Here is a 15,974-nt window from a genome sequence, read left to right on the forward strand (position 1 = left end):
TGGCGGAGCGGTCCCGTTCAGGGGTTCGCGGCGCGCGTGGAACTGGTCACGGTTTCATGCCGAATGTGTGTTTCGTCGGTCAGGTGTTCGCGTCCAGCCAGTCGAGCACCGTGGTCAGGTACTTCTCGCGTGCCGGCCGCGGGGAGAGGGCCAGGTCGTGCGCTCCGCCCTCGATGACGGCCACGTCGACGGCGTCGCCGAGCCGTGGTGCGCGGGCATGCATGTGCGCCACGTCGAGCACGGTGTCGGTGCTGAGCATCGCCGCGGCCTCGCCACGGTCCGGGCCCGTCCGGTCGCTGGTGCACAGCAGCGTCGGGCACTCCACGGGCAGCCCGCGACCGATCTCGCGGTGCCCCCGCCGGATGGCGGCGAGCCATCCGGCCCGGACCGGGAAGCCGTCGTACGGCTTCCAGCGCAGGTCGTACTCCCACTCGCCGCCGGTGGCGTGGTGCAGGGCACGGCCGTAGTCCCCGCCCAGGTGACTGACGACGGTACGCGGCGCGAACCGGGCGAGCGCGTACACCACCTGGGTGGCCAGGGTGCGGTCGGACCAGCTCCCGCGCAGGTCGAACCAGGGGCTGTTCAGCACCAGGGCGGTCACCCGGCCGGGTCGCGCGTGCGCGTACCGCGCGGTGACGAGCCCACCGGTCGAGTGGCCCAGGAGCACGAGGCCGGTGTGGCCGTCCGCGGCGATCGCGTCGGCGGCGGCGTCGAGGTCCTGCTGGTAGAGGTCCAGGTCGTCCACCATGTTGGGGTCGCCGCCCGAGGCCGTCCACGCGTCGATCGACCGCCCGTGACCCCGCAGGTCGACGGCGTAGAACGGGTAGCCCCGCGCCGCGACGGCCTCGGCGAGGTGACGCTGGAAGAAGTAGTCGGCGAACCCGTGCACGTACAGGACGGGCGGGCGGCCGGCGCGCGGCGTCCCCTCGGGGACGTACCGGACCAGCGTCGCCTCCGCGCCGCCGTCCCCCGTCCTTCGCCGGGCGGCGCGTCCGCGGGGACGGCCGGTGGGTGCGGGCAGGTGCAGCGTCCGGGCCTCGTAACCCGCGCCCAGCACGTCCTCGGTCCAGCCGCCCGCGGTCCGGTTCTTCTCGGTGTCGTCCACGTCGCTCCTGTGCGTCGTGCCGCGCACGTCGCACGGCCCGCCGACCATATCGGCAACGGGCCCGCGGGTCGCCCGCTGCGTCGGCACCCGGTGCGGGGTCGTCGGGCGCGGCCGGGTCAGAACCCGGGCGGGAAGCTCGGCGGCCGGTTCGGGTCCGGCGGGGTCGTCTGCTCCTGCGGGTGCCCCGGGGCGCCGCCGTACGGGACGGACGCACCCGGGTGCGGCCCCGGCGCACCCCCGTGCGTCGGGGGCGCTGCCCCGTACGCCGGTGCAGCGGGTCCGGCTCCGTACGTCGGGGCAGCAGGCCCGGCCCCGTACGGCGCGGGCCCGGCACGGTGCTGTCCGGCCACCGGGCCGTACGGGCCGGGCACCTGTGCGTAGGCCGGGGCGCCCTCCGCTGGACGGCGGTCCCGGACCCGCAGCATGGCCTGCCACACGATCACGCCGATGAGCAGCAGGATGACCAGGCCGCTCAGCCCGAGCACGAGGACCATCCACTCGGGCACCACGGGGAGCGTCACCACCTCGGCGGCCCCGCTCGCCGCGGCGGGATCCTCCCGTTCCGGGCCGACGGCGGAGCCGCGCGCGTGGATCTCGACCGTCTCGCCCACGGCAGGTTCCCAGCGCACCGTGTTCCCGTCGGCCGTGCCGTTCGACGTGCGCACCTCGCCCGGGAAGGTCACGTCGACGGTGAAGCTGAGGTTCTCGACGGACGCGGCGCCCCGGCTCCCGAGGCCCTCCTCGGTGAGGTCGAGGGTGCCCGACACGAGGTAGTCGTCGCCCTCGCGGACCACCGTGATGGGCCAGCCCACCTGGGCGCCGACCGTGCCGATACCCGTCTCCGGGTAGACGTAGCGGGTGCCCGTGTAGCCGTCCTGCTGGAAGTCCTCGGTGCGCGCCGCGTCCTGGGCCGGGTCCTCCTGGTCCCGGGTCAGCGTGTCGATGACGTCGCCGGGGGACTGGCCGGTCCGGTCCAGGTACCGGTCCTCGACCGCGAGCACCACGCTCGACGACGCCGCGTCGCCCGGCCTCAGGTCCAGCTCCACGCCCATGCGCACGCACCCCGACAGAGTCAGGGTCAGTACGGCGAGGGCGGCGAGGGCACCGACGCGGCGAGGAGGGGTCACCGGGACAGCATGACGGCCCACTGCCCGTCTGGAAAAGCCTGATCGAGGGGAGTTGTCCCCATGTGCGGGACGTGGGGTATCGGGTAGGGGTCAGGCCGCGGCCGGCGCGGCGAGCGCGGCCGCCCGGCGGCGCTCCTGGCGCAGGGCCGGGAGGAAGCAGAGCGCACCGAGGGTGCTCAGCGCCCCGGCCAGCACCATGGCGGCCTGTGTCGAGAGCAGGTCGGCCACCCAGCCGAGAGTCGGGCCGGCGACCGAGAAGGCGGCGAACGCGAGCATCGAGGCCATCGACAGCACGGTCGACCGGTTCCGCGACTCCGCCTCCCGGTGCAGCAGCGCCTGGTAGGCCGGTCCGCAGGCACCGTGCAGGCCGTAGGTCACCAGGTAGGCGGCGATCAGCCCGGCGGGACCGAGCGCGAGCCCCATCCACACCGCCCCGAGCCCGTTGAGCACGCGCGCGAGGATGGCCGTGCGCGCCACGCCGAGGCGGGGTGTGGCGAGGCCGGTCAGTGCGGCCCCGGCAGCGAACACCGCCCATCCGGCGGCAGCCGCAGGGCCGGAGACCGCGGCCCCGGCGGCGGTGCCGCCCAGCAGCTCGGACAGGCGGATCGGCTGGAACGTCTCGAACACGACCATCCCGATGCTCCAGAACACCTCGACGAGCAGCAGGTAGCGCAGCACCCGGTTGTCCCGCGCGAGGCGCAGCCCGTCCCGGACGGCGCCGGGCGCGCCGCGCGCGGAGTCCAAGGCGCGGCGCGCTCCGGCCCAGCGGCCCGACGGCGGCAGCGCCGGCGCCGTGCCGGGGTCGGCCGCGCCGTCCTCCACCACGTCGTCCGCCGCCCCGCCGTCCTCCACCGCGGTGGCGGCGGACGACGGCGTCAGCGGGCGCGGCGCCTCCCGGACCAGGAGCGCGACGGCGACCAGGTGCACCACCGCGAGCCCGGCGTACACCGCGTAGGGGAGCGCCAGCGCGGACCACGCGCCGAAGGGGTGCCACCAGACGAGCCCGCCCGAGACCAGCGCGCCGGCGGCGATCGACCCGCCCAGCACGGTGCTGTGCGCGGCGAGGGACCGGTCGACGTCGGCGCCCGGCTCGGTCGCGTGCACGGTGTCGACGAACCAGGCCTCCAGCGGCCCGGAGTCGAGCGCCCGGAAGACGCCGGTGACCGCTGCGGCGAGGGCGAAGGCCCAGAAGGTCTGCGCCGTGAGGAACAGGACCGCGGCGAGCACCTGCATGGCGGCCGCCGCGACCAGCAGCGGGCGCCGGCCGAGCGCGTCGGAGAGACCGCCGGTGGGCAGCTCCAGGAGGAAGACCGTGAGCCCGGTGACCGACAGCGCCGTGAGGGTCTGGGTGACCGGCAGGCCTCGTTCGATGGGCAGCAGCGTGGTCACGGTGACGACCAGCCCGACGGGGAACCACCGGGTCAGCGTCAGCAGCAGGAAGATCCGGCGGGCGCGGGCCGGGGTCAGCGGGGTCATGAGCGTTCCTGTCCGGGAGTGGTGCCGTCGGGCACGGCGTCGTCCTCGGTGGTGGGGACGGCGTCGGCCTCCAGGGGGTAGAGGGCGTGCCAGAAGGTGACGCGCCGCGCGCCCGGGCCGGGCTCGGTGGCGCGGTACCGCTCGAAGAGGTCGTGCAGCTCGGCGCGCAGGGCCTGGAGCTGCTCCGGGTTGGCGGTGACCCAGGTGTCGCCCATGCCGGTCGCGTCCTGCCAGTCGTCGGGCCACGTCTCGGCCACGTCGAGCCAGTGGCCGAACTCGGTGCTGAACAGGCGCAGGTAGTCGCGCTCCAGCCAGCCCAGCGCGGTGGCGGCGTCCTCGTCGTGCGCCAGCTCGGTGCGCTCCCAGCTGTGGGAGCTCGTGGCGGCCCGCCAGAGGCGCTGCTTGCCGGCTCCCTCGCCCGTGTCCGTGACGAGGCCCACGGACTCCAGCTTGCGCAGGTGGTAGCTCGTGGCGCCCGAGTTGGTGCTCAGGGTCGTCGCGAGCGTGGTCGCCGTGGCCGGGCCGCCGCGGCGCAGCGCGCCGAGCAGGCGCGACCGCAGCGGGTGCGCGAGGACCTTGACGGCCTCGGGGGTGAGACGGAAGTCGTCGTCGGGAGTGGCCATGCGTGCACGATAATCGTGCACAGTCTCTGTGCACAAGAGTCGTGCACAAAAAGCGTGTACGCCCGGCGGCAAGTCGCCGGGGGTGCGAGGCGGCGGGCAGTCGTCAGAGCAGCATGACGACGGCGGTCGTCACGCCGGCGACCACCACGAGCACGCGGAACACCGCCGGCGGCATGCGGCGCCCGAGGCGTGCGCCGACGTACCCGCCCACCAGCGACCCAGCCGCGAGCAGCCCGATCGCTACCCAGTCCAGGTCGGCGACCGTCACGAAGATGACGGTCGCCACGACGTTCGCCGCCAGCACCGCGAGGGTCTTCAGGGCGTTGACGATGCGCACCGGCAGGTCGGTGCCCAGGCCGAGCACCGCGGCTATCATGACCCCGGCGCCGGCCCCGAAGTAGCCGCCGTACGTCCCGGTGAGCACGGAGAACACCATCGTCGCGGGCGACATCTCGTGTCGGAGCCGGGCGGGCTCGTTGCGGGTGCTGCGCAACCACCGGCTGATCCACGGCTGGGCGCCGACCAGCAGGCAGGAGAGCAGGATCAGCCAGGGCACGACGGCCTCGAAGACGCCCGGCGGGAGCGCCAGGAGCAGCACGGCACCGGCCACCGAGCCGACCGCGCAGGTCACCAGCACCACCACGGTGACGCGCGGGTGCTCGCGCAGCTCCTGGCGGTAGCCGAACGCGCCGCTGAGCGCCCCCGGCACGAGGCCCACGGTGTTCGACGCGTTCGCGACCACCGGCGGCAGCCCGACGGCGAGCAGCACCGGGAAGCTGAGCAGCGACGCGACGCCGACCGTCGAGGTCAGCACGCCCGCGCCGAGCCCGGCACCCAGGACGGCCAGGTGCTCCCAGCCGCTCACCGGTCGTCCTCCCGCAGGAGCGCCACGTCGCTGACCATCTCGACGTGCGCGTGCATCGCCGCGGCGGCGGCCTCGGGGTCCCGGGCGCGGATCGCGTCGGTGATCGCGCGGTGTCCCGCCAGGGAGTTGCGTGGCCGGCCCGGCTGCGACAGGGACTCGATGCGGCTCTCCCGGATCAGGCTCGCGATCTCGCGCATGGTCTGGGCGAGGAGGTCGGAGTGGGCGGCGGCGGTGACGGCCGCGTGGAACTGCTCGTCGGCGTCGACGCCGCGGTCGCCGTGCTCGATCGACTGCTCCATCGCGTCGAGGGCGGCGTCGATCGCGACCAGGTCGTCCTCGGTGCGTCGCTGCGCGGCCAGGGCGGCGATCTTGGTCTCCAGCGCGTCGCGGATGTCGATGATCTCGGGCATCCGGTCGGCGTGCGCGCGGATGGCCTCCACGATGCGGCTCTCGCTGTGCCTGCCGGTCAGGACGGTGCCGTCGCCGTGGCGCACCACGACCACGCCCACGACCTCCATCGCGACCAGCGCCTGGCTCAGGGTCGCGCGGCTGACGCCGAGGCGCGCCGCCAGCTCCCGCTCCGGCGGCAGCCGGTCCCCGGCCTGCAGCCCGTTCTGCTGGATCCAGGCGGTGATCTGCTCCGCCACCTGCTCGTAGAGGCGGGTGCGGGCCAGTGGTGTCGGCAGCTCGGCCGAAGCCTTCGGGGTCACCAGCCGAGAGTACTTGACAGAAGCGGCAGTGGACTATTGGCTAGGCCACTGATCCATCGTGCCTCGTCGGTCAAAGGTGTCCGCCGCGATGGGAAGAGGAGTTGTCATGGGTCCTGAGTGGATCGCGATCATCGCGCTCGTCGCGTTGTTCGTGGCCGGGACGGTGCTGCCGATCAACATGGGCGCGCTCGCCTACGTCGCCGCCTGGTTCGTCGGAGTCTTCGCGCTGCAGATGGACGAGAAGGAGGTGCTGGGCGGTATCAGCGCCGATCTCGTCCTCACCCTCATCGGCGTCACCTATCTGTTCTCCATCGCCAAGAACAACGGCACCGTCGACCTCATCGTGTCCAAAGCGGTGCAGGCGGTCGGTGGTCGGGTCGCACTGATCCCCTGGGTCATGTTCGCCGTGACCGCCCTGCTCACCGCCATCGGCGCGGCCAGCCCCGCCGCCTGCGCCATCATCGGCCCGGTCGCGCTCGGCTTCGCCCGCCGGTACAAGATCAACCCGCTCATGATGGGCATGTTCGTGGTGCACGGCGCCCAGGGCGGCGGGTTCTCCCCGATCAGCATCTACGGCACCATCACCAACTCGGTCATGACCGAGGTCGGCTACGAGGGCACCGAGATGGGCGTCTTCCTCGCGTCGCTCGGCATCAACATCGCGATGGCCGTCGTCCTGTTCCTCGCGCTCGGCGGCCGCCAGCTCATGCGCGAGCGGGTCGATCCGGCCGAGGCCTCCGCGCACCTGGTCGACGACCTGCACACGGGCGGCGCCTCGGTCACGGTCAGCGGTCAGGGCGCCGGCGTCTCGACCACGACGCGCGGGGTCGGCGTGCGCCGTGACCACGTGCTCACCCTCGTCGCCTTCGCGGCGGTGGCCGTCACCGCCCTCGCGTTCGACCAGAACATCGGCTTCGTGTCCATCACCGCCGCCGTCGCGCTGGCCATGCTGTCCCCGCAGCAGCACAAGGACGCCGTCAAGCAGATCGCCTGGCCCACCGTGCTCCTGGTGGCGGGCGTCAGCACGTACGCCGCCATCCTCACCGCGGCCGGCGTGCCCGAGTACATCGGCAACTGGGCCGCGGGCCTCGGCATCGTCGCGGTCGGTGCGCTCGTCCTGTGCTACGTGGGCGGCATCGTCTCGGCGTTCGCGTCGTCCACCGCGCTGCTGCCGGTGATCATCCCGATCGCCGTGCCGCTCATCGCCGCGGGCGGGGTCAGCCCGTGGGCCATGGCCGCGGCCCTCGCCGTCTCCTCGACCATCGTCGACGTGAGCCCCTTCTCCACGAACGGAGCCCTGATGCTCGCCAACCGCCCGGACACGATCTCCGAGCAGACCTACTACAAGCAGATCCTCGGCTACGCCGTCATCGTCACCCTCGCGGGGCCGCTGCTGGTGTGGGCCATCCTCGTGCTGCCGGGCTGGTGAGCACGATGACCGGACCCCTCTCCGACGTCGTCGTCGTCGATCTCTCCCGGGCCCTGGCCGGGCCGCACGCCACGATGATGCTGGGCGACCTCGGCGCCCGCGTCATCAAGGTCGAGGTGCCCGAGCGTGGCGACGACACGCGCGGCTGGGGCCCGCCCTTCGTCGGCGAGGAGGACGCGCGCGAGTCCACGTACTTCCTGTCGGCGAACCGGAACAAGGAGTCGATCGCGCTCGACCTCAAGGACGAGACCGGCCGGGCGACCCTCCTGGCGCTCGTCGACCGTGCCGACGTGCTCGTGGAGAACTTTCGGCCCGGCGTGCTGGAGCGGCTCGGGCTCGGCGTCGAGTCGCTCCTGGAGCGCAATCCGCGCCTGGTGGTGCTCTCGATCACGGGGTTCGGTCACGACGGGCCCGAGGGCGGCCGCGCCGGGTACGACCAGATCGCCCAGGGCGAGGCCGGCCTCATGTCCCTGACGGGATCCGGTCCGGACGACCCGCAGCGTGTCGGCGTGCCGATCGGCGACCTGCTCGCCGGGATCTACGGCGCGTACGGGGTGCTCGCGGCGCTGCACGAACGGCACACCACGGGCGCCGGCCAGGTGGTGCGCACGTCGCTGCTGGCCGCCGTCACCGGGGTGCACGCCTTCCAGGGCACCCGGTGGACGGTCGCCGGGGAGGTGGGGCGAGCGCAGGGCAACCACCACCCTTCCATCGCGCCGTACGGTCTGTTCCGCTGCCGTGACGGCGCCGTCCAGATAGCCGTCGGGTCCGAGGCGCTGTGGCAGAGGTTCTGCCTGGCCTTCGGCCTCGACCCTGACGCGGAGGGCCTGCGGAGCAACCCCGAGCGGGTGGCCCGCCGAGACCAGGTGATCGAGGCGGTCGAGGCCGTGTTCGCGGGGTACGACGCCGACGCGCTGCTCACCCGGCTGTCCGACGCCGGCATCCCGGCCGGCCGGGTGCGCACCCTCGACGAGGTGTACGCGTGGGAGCAGACGGCCAGCCAGGGCCTGCTCGTCGACGTGGAGCACACCAGCCTCGGCACGGTCACCCTCCCCGGGCCGCCGCTGCGGTTCTTCGACGCCGACGGCGCCGAGGTGACGCGGCGCGACCACCGGGCGCCGCCCGTGCTGGACGAGCACGCCGAGCGGATCCGCGCCTGGCTGGACGGGGACGGCCCGACCCCTGACCGTCCTTTGGCGGAGCGGGCCTCGGTCCGGTCGGCAGCGGCCGACCCGAGGCCGGAGGCGGGCTGATGACCCGCCGCTGGTCCGCCCGCGAGCTGCTCGACCTGGTGCTCGACGACGACAGCTTCGAGTCCTGGGACGAGCCGGTCGACACCGCAGGGCACCCGGCGGAGTACCGGGCGGTGCTGGCCGCGGCCGCCGAGAAGGCGGGCACCGACGAGTCCGTCCTCACCGGGCGGGGCCGCGTGCGCGGCCGGCCTGTCGTGGTGATCGTCAACGAGTTCCGGTTCCTGGGCGGTTCCATCGGCCGGGCGGCCGCCGCGCGGATCACCGCCGCCGTCCGGCGTGCGACGGCCGAGGGGCTGCCCCTGCTGGCCACCACGGCGTCCGGCGGCACCCGCATGCAGGAGGGCACGCCCGCGTTCCTCCGTATGGTCGAGATCTCCCGCGCCGTCATGGACCACCGCGCCGCCGGCCTGCCCTACCTCGTGTACCTGCGCCACCCCACCACCGGCGGCGTGTACGCGTCCTGGGGCTCGCTCGCGCACCTGACCGTCGCCGAACCCGGCGCGCTCATCGGGTTCCTCGGGCCGCGCGTCGTCGAGGCGCTCACCGGCACGGCGCTGCCCGACGGCGTGCAGTCCTCCGAGAACCTCGCCGCCAAGGGCGTGCTCGACGGCGTCGTCGCCCCCGAGAACCTGCCCGCGCTGGTGGAACGGGCGCTCGCGGTGCTGGTCGACCCACCGTCGCCGCCGTCCCTGCCGCGTCGTCAGGGCGAGCCGTCCGCGGCGACGTCCGCCTGGGACTCCGTGCTGCGGACCCGCGCCGAGGGCCGGGTCGGCGTGCGGGACCTGCTGCGCTACGGGGCCTCGGGCACCGTGCGGCTGTCCGGGACGGACGAGGGCGAGCGGGACGAGTCCATGCTGGTGGCCCTGACGCGGCTGGACGGGCAGCCGTGCGTGGTGGTCGGCCAGGACCGGACGCGACAGAGCGAGAGCGCCCCCATGGGGCCCGCCGCGCTGCGTGTGGCCCGGCGCGCGATGGGGCTCGCCGAGGAGCTGCGGCTCCCGCTGGTCGCCGTGATCGACACCCCGGGCGCCGAGCTCTCCCGGGACGCCGAGGAGGGGGCGCTCGCCGGCGAGATCGCACGCTGCATGGCGGCGCTGACCCGGATGACGGTGCCGACGCTGTCGGTGATCCTCGGTCAGGGCTGCGGCGGCGGGGCGCTCGCGCTGCTGCCCGCGCGGACCGTGATCGCGGCGGAGCACGCCTGGCTGTCGCCGCTGCCGCCCGAGGGCGCGAGCGTCATCGTGCACGGGGACACGGCGCACGCGGCGGCGATGGCCGAGGCGCAGCACGTCCGCGCCGTCGACCTGCTCGCCGAGGGCGCGGTCCAGCGGGTGGTCCCGGAGCGCGACGGCGACACGGTGCGCGACGTCGCCGTGGCGGTGGCGGCCGAGTGCGCGGCGGTGCTGGGGTGCGTCCCCGTCCCGGGGTGATCGGCCGACGCGCCCGGCGGGTGCTTGACCCTGTGGTAGGCACACGGGGTGGAGTCGGGTCTCGACAGGGGCGGAAGCCCTCGCCGAGGCCGAGAGGCTGGACACCATGGAACGACGACGGAAGCTGGGCCGGGGACTGGCCCTGCTGCTCACGATCGGGCTGGTCGGGGCATCGGCCGCGGTGCCCGCCGCCGCCGAGGACCAGGACGGGACCGGGGGCGGGCCCGCGGCGCAGGTCGAGTGGGGCGAGTGCCCCGCCGACGTCGTCGCGCAGGCGCAGCCGCACGTGCTGACCTGTGCGACCGTGTCGGTGCCGCTGGACTACGCCGAGCCGGACGGCGAGCAGATCGACGTCATGATCTCCCGGCTGGCGAGCACGAACCCGGCCGAGCGCCGGGGGATCCTCCTCCTGAACCCGGGCGGCCCGGGGAGCGCGGGTCTGGACTTCCCCGCGGTCCTGAAGTCCCGGGGCATGCCCGACAGCGTGCTGGACGCCTACGACCTGATCGGCATGGACACCCGCGGCGTGGGGCACTCCACCCCGGTGGACTGCAAGTTCACGATGGACGACGCGTACTTCAGCAACGTCCCGCCCTACGCGGTCGACGACGCCGCAGTGCTGGTGAACGCGGACGTCGCCCGGTCGGCGGCCGAGCAGTGCGCGCGCAACGACACCGAGGGCCACATGCAGCACGTCACCACGGCGAACATCGCTCGTGACCTGGACCGGGTCCGGGCGGCGCTCGGCGAGGACAAGGCCAGCTTCCTGGGCTACTCCTACGGTTCCGCGCTCGGGGCGGCCTACGCGTCGCTGTTCCCGGAGACCTCGGATCGCGTGATCATCGACAGCAACGTCGGCGACACCGCGCTCGACCGTGAGGGGTTGCGGAGGTTCGGCCTCGGGACGGAGCAGACCTTCCCGGACTTCGCCAGGTGGGCGGCGAAGCGGCACGCCGCGTACGGTCTGGGCCGGACGCCGGCGCAGGTGCGGGCCACCTACTTCGAGACCGCCGAGCGGCTGGACCAGAGCCCGGTCGAGGGGCTGGACGGCACCCTGTTCCGCTTCGTCAGCTTCGCCGGTCTGTACGGCGAGTCGAGCTATGCGGGACTGGCGCAGACCTGGCAGTCGGTCCGGAACGGCGACGGCGAGGCCGCCCTGCGGCTGGCCGAGACCTTCCGTCCCGACATCGGGTTCGGTGCGGGCCCGGTCGGTGCGGGTACGGTCGGCGTCGGGGCGACGGCGGCCGGCGAGCCGTGGCCGGCGTCCAACGCCTGGTCCGCCTATCTCGCCGTGACCTGCAACGACGTCGACTGGTCGGAGAACGTCGACACGTACCGCGAGGCCGTCGCCGAGGACCGTCAGCGATACCCGCTGTACGGTGCGGCGACCGCCAACGTCACGCCGTGTGCCTTCTGGTCGAACGAGCCGGTGGAGCCGCCCGTGCGGATCACCGACGAGGGGCCGCGCAACGTGCTGATCATGCAGAACCGTCGTGACCCGGCGACGCCGCACCTGGGCGCCGAGCTGGCCCGGGAGAAGTTCGGCGAGCGTGCCCGGCTCGTGAGCGTGGACGGCAGCGGTCACGGCGTCTACGTCATCGGCGGCAACGCGTGCGCCCTGAACGCCGGGACGGCCTACCTGGTCGACGGCGAGATGCCGCGCCGCGACCAGTCCTGCCGGGCGGACTGACCGGCTCGCCGCCGCTCTCGGGACCCGGCTCTCTTCGCTCTGGCATCGTCCGGAGCCGAGAAAGTCGGGTCTCGAAGGACGGGGGGGTCTAGTGTGGCCGCCTCTCCAGCGCCTTGCGGACCTGCTGGATCAGGGCGAAGACGAGCAGCGCGGCGAACGCGACCGACGCGACCCGGTCGGGCAGCACCACCGACAGGCTGGCGCCGCCGAACGAGAAGGCCGAGGCCACCAGGCCGATGAGCGCGGCGGTCTTCAGGTGCACCAGGCCGTTGCGTGCGTTGACCCAGGTGCCGGAGACGGCGGTGGGGATCATCGCGACCAGCGACGTGCCCTTGGCCAGGGCGGGCGCGAAGTCGAACAGCGCCGACAGGCCCGGCACGGCGAGCTGGCCGCCGCCGATGCCGAGCAGACCCGAGGCGACGCCCATGACGAGGCCGAGGCCCACCATGCCGGCGCCGTCGAGCAGGCTGGGCAGGCCCTCCGCGGTGTCCACCTCCGGGGGTTCGCCGAACCCGTCGAGCAGCGACCGCACGATCCCGGCGACCAGCACGCCGACGAACAGCCAGCGCAGCAGCGACTCCGGCACCCGGGCGAGCAGGCGCGCACCCACGACCGCGCCGATCACCGAGCCCACGACGAGCAGGCCCGCGGCGACCAGGTCCACGGCCTGGTGCGTCAGGTACGGGATGGACCCGACGATGGCGGCCGGCAGGATCGCGGCCAGCGAGTAGGCGCTGGCCCGGCGCTGCGTCAGGCCGCCCAGCGAGGTCAGGAGCGGCACCATGACGATGCCGCCGCCCAGGCCGAACAGTCCCGAGAAGGAGCCTCCGACGATCCCGACGAGGGCGGCGCGAGGGGGTGTCAGGGAGTCGTCAGTCTGCTCGGTCACCTCGTGATGATCTCAGGTGCGCGGCGATGGTCCGCGCACAGTCCACGGAGCTGGTGCCCGTGGTGTCGACCTCGAGGTCGTAGGCGACACCCTGGTGCACGACGTCGGCCTGCTTCGCGGCCATGCCCGCCACCCGGTCGCCGCGTGCCGCCTCGCGCTGGCCGGCGACGGCCGGGTCGCACCGCACACCGACCCAGAGCGCCGGCACGTCGCCCAGCGCGTCGAGCCAGCGGCGCTGGGAGGCGGCGCCCCCGAGGAAGACGTCGTCGACCACGACGTGCGCTCCGGCGCGCGCCATGGCGACCAGTCCGGTGATCCAGGCGTCCTGGAGCGCCATGAACTCGTGCCCGACGTCGACGCCGCCGTCGTCCGCGAAGCCGATCCCGTCGCCGCCGGTCGTGAGCCGTGCGGGCATCGCGTCGACGAGGGTGTCGATGCTGAGCGACAGCCAGGCGCCCGGGAGCACGGCCTGGAGGCTCCGTGCGATCGCGGACTTGCCGGAGCTGGAGCCGCCGTTGAGCACGATGACCTGGGTGTTCATGGGATCACGCTACGAGTGTCGGCGGCACGCGCTAGAGTGAAAATCCAAGTTGAGTGGAATAGACTCAACTTTGATCAGGTTCCCTGGACAGACCCCTGCCCACGTCATCAGCCCCGGGAGGCTTCATGGACACCAAGTTCACGACCATGTCGCAGCAGGCGATCGGCGACGCGATCCAGTCGGCGTCCGCCGCCGGCAACCCGCAGCTCGAGCCGGTCCACCTGCTCGCCTCGCTGCTCCAGCAGGAGAACGGCGTGGCCGTAGGGCTGCTCGACGCGGTCGGGGCGAACGCGCAGGCCATCGGACAGCAGGTGCGCGCGGCGCTCGTCGCCCTGCCCCAGGCCAGCGGCGCGAGCACCGCCCAGCCCAGCGCGAGCCGCGCCCTGGCGACGGTGCTCGACCTGGCGGGCAAGGAGGCCCAGGGGCTGGGCGACGAGTACGTCTCGACCGAGCACCTGCTCATCGCGCTGGCGGCCGGCCAGTCGTCCGCGGCCCGCATCCTGTCCGACGCCGGGGCCACCGCCGACGCCCTGCGCGCGGCGCTGCCCGCCGTCCGCGGGTCCGGGCGGGTCACCAGCCCCAACCCGGAGGGCACGTACAAGGCGCTGGAGCAGTACGGCACGGACCTGACCCAGCAGGCCCGGGACGGCAAGCTGGACCCGGTGATCGGCCGCGACTCGGAGATCCGCCGCGTGATCCAGGTGCTCAGCCGCCGCACCAAGAACAACCCGGTGCTCATCGGCGAGCCCGGCGTCGGCAAGACCGCCGTCGTCGAGGGCCTGGCCCAGCGCATCGTCGCCGGTGACGTGCCCGAGTCCCTCAAGGGCAAGCGTCTGGTCGCGCTGGACCTGGCGAGCATGGTCGCTGGCGCCAAGTACCGGGGCGAGTTCGAGGAGCGGCTGAAGGCGGTCCTGGAGGAGATCACGGCGTCGGACGGCGAGGTGGTCACCTTCATCGACGAGCTGCACACGGTGGTCGGCGCGGGAGCCGGCGGCGAGGGTGCCATGGACGCCGGCAACATGCTCAAGCCGATGCTGGCGCGCGGCGAGCTGCGTCTCGTGGGCGCCACGACCCTCGACGAGTACCGCGAGCACATCGAGAAGGACCCGGCCCTGGAGCGGCGCTTCCAGCAGGTCTTCGTCGGCGAGCCGTCGGTCGAGGACACGGTGGCGATCCTGCGTGGGCTCAAGGAGCGCTACGAGGCGCACCACAAGGTGACGATCGCCGACTCGGCGCTCGTGGCCGCGGCCACGCTCTCCGACCGGTACATCTCCGGGCGGCAGCTTCCGGACAAGGCGATCGACCTGGTCGACGAGGCGGCGTCGCGCCTGCGCATGGAGCTCGACTCGTCCCCGGTGGAGATCGACGAGCTGCAGCGTGCCGTCACGCGGCTGGAGATGGAGGAGGTGGTCCTGTCCGAGTCGGAGGACGCGGCGTCGAAGGACCGGCTGGAGCGCCTCCGCGCCGACCTGGCCGACCGCCGGGAGGCCCTGGCCGCGCTCACCGCGCGCTGGGAGTCCGAGAAGGCGGGCCACAACCGGGTCGGTGACCTGCGCGCGCGCCTCGACGAGCTGCGGACCGACGCCGAGCGCAAGCTCCGCGAGGGCGACCTCGAGGGCGCCGCCCGGATCCAGTACGGCGAGATCCCGGGGGTCGAGAAGCAGCTCGCCGCGGCCGAGCAGGAGGAGTCCGAGGTCGAGAGCCTGCCGTCCCCGGACCAGCCGATGATCGCGGACAAGGTCGGTGCCGACGAGATCGCGGAGGTCGTCGCGGCGTGGACCGGCATCCCCGCCGGGCGCCTGCTCCAGGGCGAGTCCGAGAAGCTCCTGCACATGGAGGAGGTGCTCGGGCAGCGCCTCATCGGTCAGAAGGCCGCGGTGTCCGCGGTGTCCGACGCCGTGCGGCGCACCCGGGCGGGCGTCGCCGACCCCGACCGGCCCACGGGATCCTTCCTGTTCCTCGGCCCCACGGGCGTGGGCAAGACGGAGCTCGCCAAGGCGCTGGCGGACTTCCTGTTCGACGACGAGCGCGCCATGGTGCGCATCGACATGTCCGAGTACGGGGAGAAGCACTCCGTGGCCCGCCTCGTCGGTGCCCCTCCGGGGTACGTCGGGTACGAGGAGGGCGGTCAGCTCACCGAGGCCGTGCGGCGGCGGCCCTACACGGTGGTGCTGCTGGACGAGGTGGAGAAGGCGCACCCCGAGGTCTTCGACATCCTGCTCCAGGTGCTCGACGACGGGCGCCTGACGGACGGCCAGGGCCGCACCGTGGACTTCCGCAACACCATCCTGGTGCTGACCTCCAACCTCGGTTCGCAGTTCCTCGTGGAACCGATGCTGTCGGACGAGGAGCGGCGCGAGTCCGTCATGACGGCCGTGCGCGCGGCGTTCAAGCCGGAGTTCCTCAACCGGCTGGACGACGTCGTGGTCTTCGACGCCCTGACGCTCGACGAGCTGGGCAGCATCGTGGACCTGCAGGTGGACGCGTTCGCCACGCGGCTCGGTGACCGGCGCATCACGCTGGACGTGACGCCGGCCGCCCGCGAGTGGCTCGCCCTGGAGGGCTTCGACCCCGCCTACGGTGCCCGGCCGCTGCGCCGCCTGGTGCAGCGCGAGATCGGCGACCGCCTCGCACGGCTGCTGCTCTCGGGCGAGGTGTCCGACGGGGACGCGGTGGTCGTGGACCGCGGGGAGGGCGAGGGGCTGACCCTCGGCAGGCAGCCCCAGACCGTCTGACCCGAGCGCCCGGAACCGCGTCCCGTGTGACGGTGTTGTGAAGGTGTGGGCCTGGCCGACCAGTACCGGTTCACCCGCGCGTCCCTCTGAGTGCGGGTGAA

At 73.6% G+C, this 15,974-nt stretch carries 13 protein-coding genes; 5 read left to right on the forward strand and 8 right to left on the reverse strand.

Annotated features, from left to right (window positions below; genetic code table 11):
* Positions 1-79: 79 nt before the first annotated feature.
* From ACIG47_RS02080 to ACIG47_RS02105, 6 genes are all read right to left on the reverse strand, one after another.
* Positions 80-1,105: an alpha/beta hydrolase gene (locus ACIG47_RS02080; protein ID WP_397429399.1), complete on the reverse strand. Its 1,026-nt coding sequence runs from the start codon at positions 1,103-1,105 to the stop codon at positions 80-82.
* A 116-nt stretch (positions 1,106-1,221) separates the two neighbouring features.
* Entirely contained in the window at positions 1,222-2,232 is a 1,011-nt protein-coding gene (locus tag ACIG47_RS02085) for an LppM family (lipo)protein (protein WP_397429400.1), read from the reverse strand.
* Between the two features lie 90 nt (positions 2,233-2,322).
* Positions 2,323-3,708 carry an MFS transporter gene (locus ACIG47_RS02090; RefSeq protein WP_397429401.1) on the reverse strand — a complete coding sequence of 462 codons (1,386 nt, stop codon included), beginning with the start codon at positions 3,706-3,708 and terminating at the stop codon, positions 2,323-2,325.
* The gene (locus ACIG47_RS02095; RefSeq protein WP_397429402.1) at positions 3,705-4,331 is read right to left on the reverse strand and encodes a winged helix-turn-helix domain-containing protein; all 627 of its coding nucleotides are present in this window, start codon (positions 4,329-4,331) and stop codon (positions 3,705-3,707) included. Before ACIG47_RS02095 ends, ACIG47_RS02090 begins: the two co-directional genes overlap by 4 nt.
* A gap of 103 nt (positions 4,332-4,434) precedes the next feature.
* Positions 4,435-5,196: a sulfite exporter TauE/SafE family protein gene (locus ACIG47_RS02100; RefSeq protein ID WP_397429403.1), complete on the reverse strand. Its 762-nt coding sequence runs from the start codon at positions 5,194-5,196 to the stop codon at positions 4,435-4,437.
* Positions 5,193-5,909, reverse strand: coding sequence for a FadR/GntR family transcriptional regulator (locus ACIG47_RS02105; RefSeq protein ID WP_397429526.1), 717 nt, complete (start codon positions 5,907-5,909; stop codon positions 5,193-5,195). The genes ACIG47_RS02100 and ACIG47_RS02105 overlap by 4 nt, the downstream gene beginning before the upstream one ends.
* Positions 5,910-6,012: 103 nt before the next feature.
* Here ACIG47_RS02105 and ACIG47_RS02110 point away from each other — a divergent pair, with 103 nt between their 5' ends.
* From ACIG47_RS02110 to ACIG47_RS02125, 4 genes are all read left to right on the forward strand, one after another.
* On the forward strand, positions 6,013-7,335 hold the full coding sequence (locus tag ACIG47_RS02110; RefSeq protein WP_397429404.1) for an SLC13 family permease: 1,323 nt from the start codon (positions 6,013-6,015) through the stop codon (positions 7,333-7,335).
* A 5-nt stretch (positions 7,336-7,340) separates the two neighbouring features.
* Complete coding sequence (locus tag ACIG47_RS02115) at positions 7,341-8,588, forward strand: CaiB/BaiF CoA transferase family protein (protein ID WP_397429405.1); 1,248 nt, start codon at positions 7,341-7,343, stop codon at positions 8,586-8,588.
* On the forward strand, positions 8,588-10,018 hold the full coding sequence (locus ACIG47_RS02120; protein ID WP_397429406.1) for a carboxyl transferase domain-containing protein: 1,431 nt from the start codon (positions 8,588-8,590) through the stop codon (positions 10,016-10,018). Before ACIG47_RS02115 ends, ACIG47_RS02120 begins: the two co-directional genes overlap by 1 nt.
* A gap of 106 nt (positions 10,019-10,124) precedes the next feature.
* Complete coding sequence (locus tag ACIG47_RS02125; protein ID WP_397429407.1) at positions 10,125-11,708, forward strand: alpha/beta hydrolase; 1,584 nt, start codon at positions 10,125-10,127, stop codon at positions 11,706-11,708.
* 88 nt (positions 11,709-11,796) lie between these two features.
* On the opposite strand, the gene ACIG47_RS02130 is transcribed toward ACIG47_RS02125, so the two are convergent.
* Together ACIG47_RS02130 and cpt are read right to left on the reverse strand one after the other, a co-directional pair.
* On the reverse strand, positions 11,797-12,597 hold the full coding sequence (locus ACIG47_RS02130; RefSeq protein WP_397429408.1) for a sulfite exporter TauE/SafE family protein: 801 nt from the start codon (positions 12,595-12,597) through the stop codon (positions 11,797-11,799).
* Positions 12,581-13,138 carry a chloramphenicol phosphotransferase CPT gene (cpt, locus tag ACIG47_RS02135; protein ID WP_397429409.1) on the reverse strand — a complete coding sequence of 186 codons (558 nt, stop codon included), beginning with the start codon at positions 13,136-13,138 and terminating at the stop codon, positions 12,581-12,583. The genes ACIG47_RS02130 and cpt overlap by 17 nt, the downstream gene beginning before the upstream one ends.
* Positions 13,139-13,263: 125 nt before the next feature.
* Here cpt and clpB point away from each other — a divergent pair, with 125 nt between their 5' ends.
* A complete protein-coding gene (clpB, locus tag ACIG47_RS02140) occupies positions 13,264-15,873 on the forward strand; it encodes an ATP-dependent chaperone ClpB (RefSeq protein WP_397429410.1) in 2,610 nt (869 codons plus the stop codon).
* Positions 15,874-15,974 lie beyond the last annotated feature (101 nt).

Origin of the sequence: Promicromonospora sp. NPDC052451 (genome assembly GCF_044547525.1) — a bacterium.
In the GTDB taxonomy this organism is placed as follows: domain Bacteria; phylum Actinomycetota; class Actinomycetes; order Actinomycetales; family Cellulomonadaceae; genus Promicromonospora.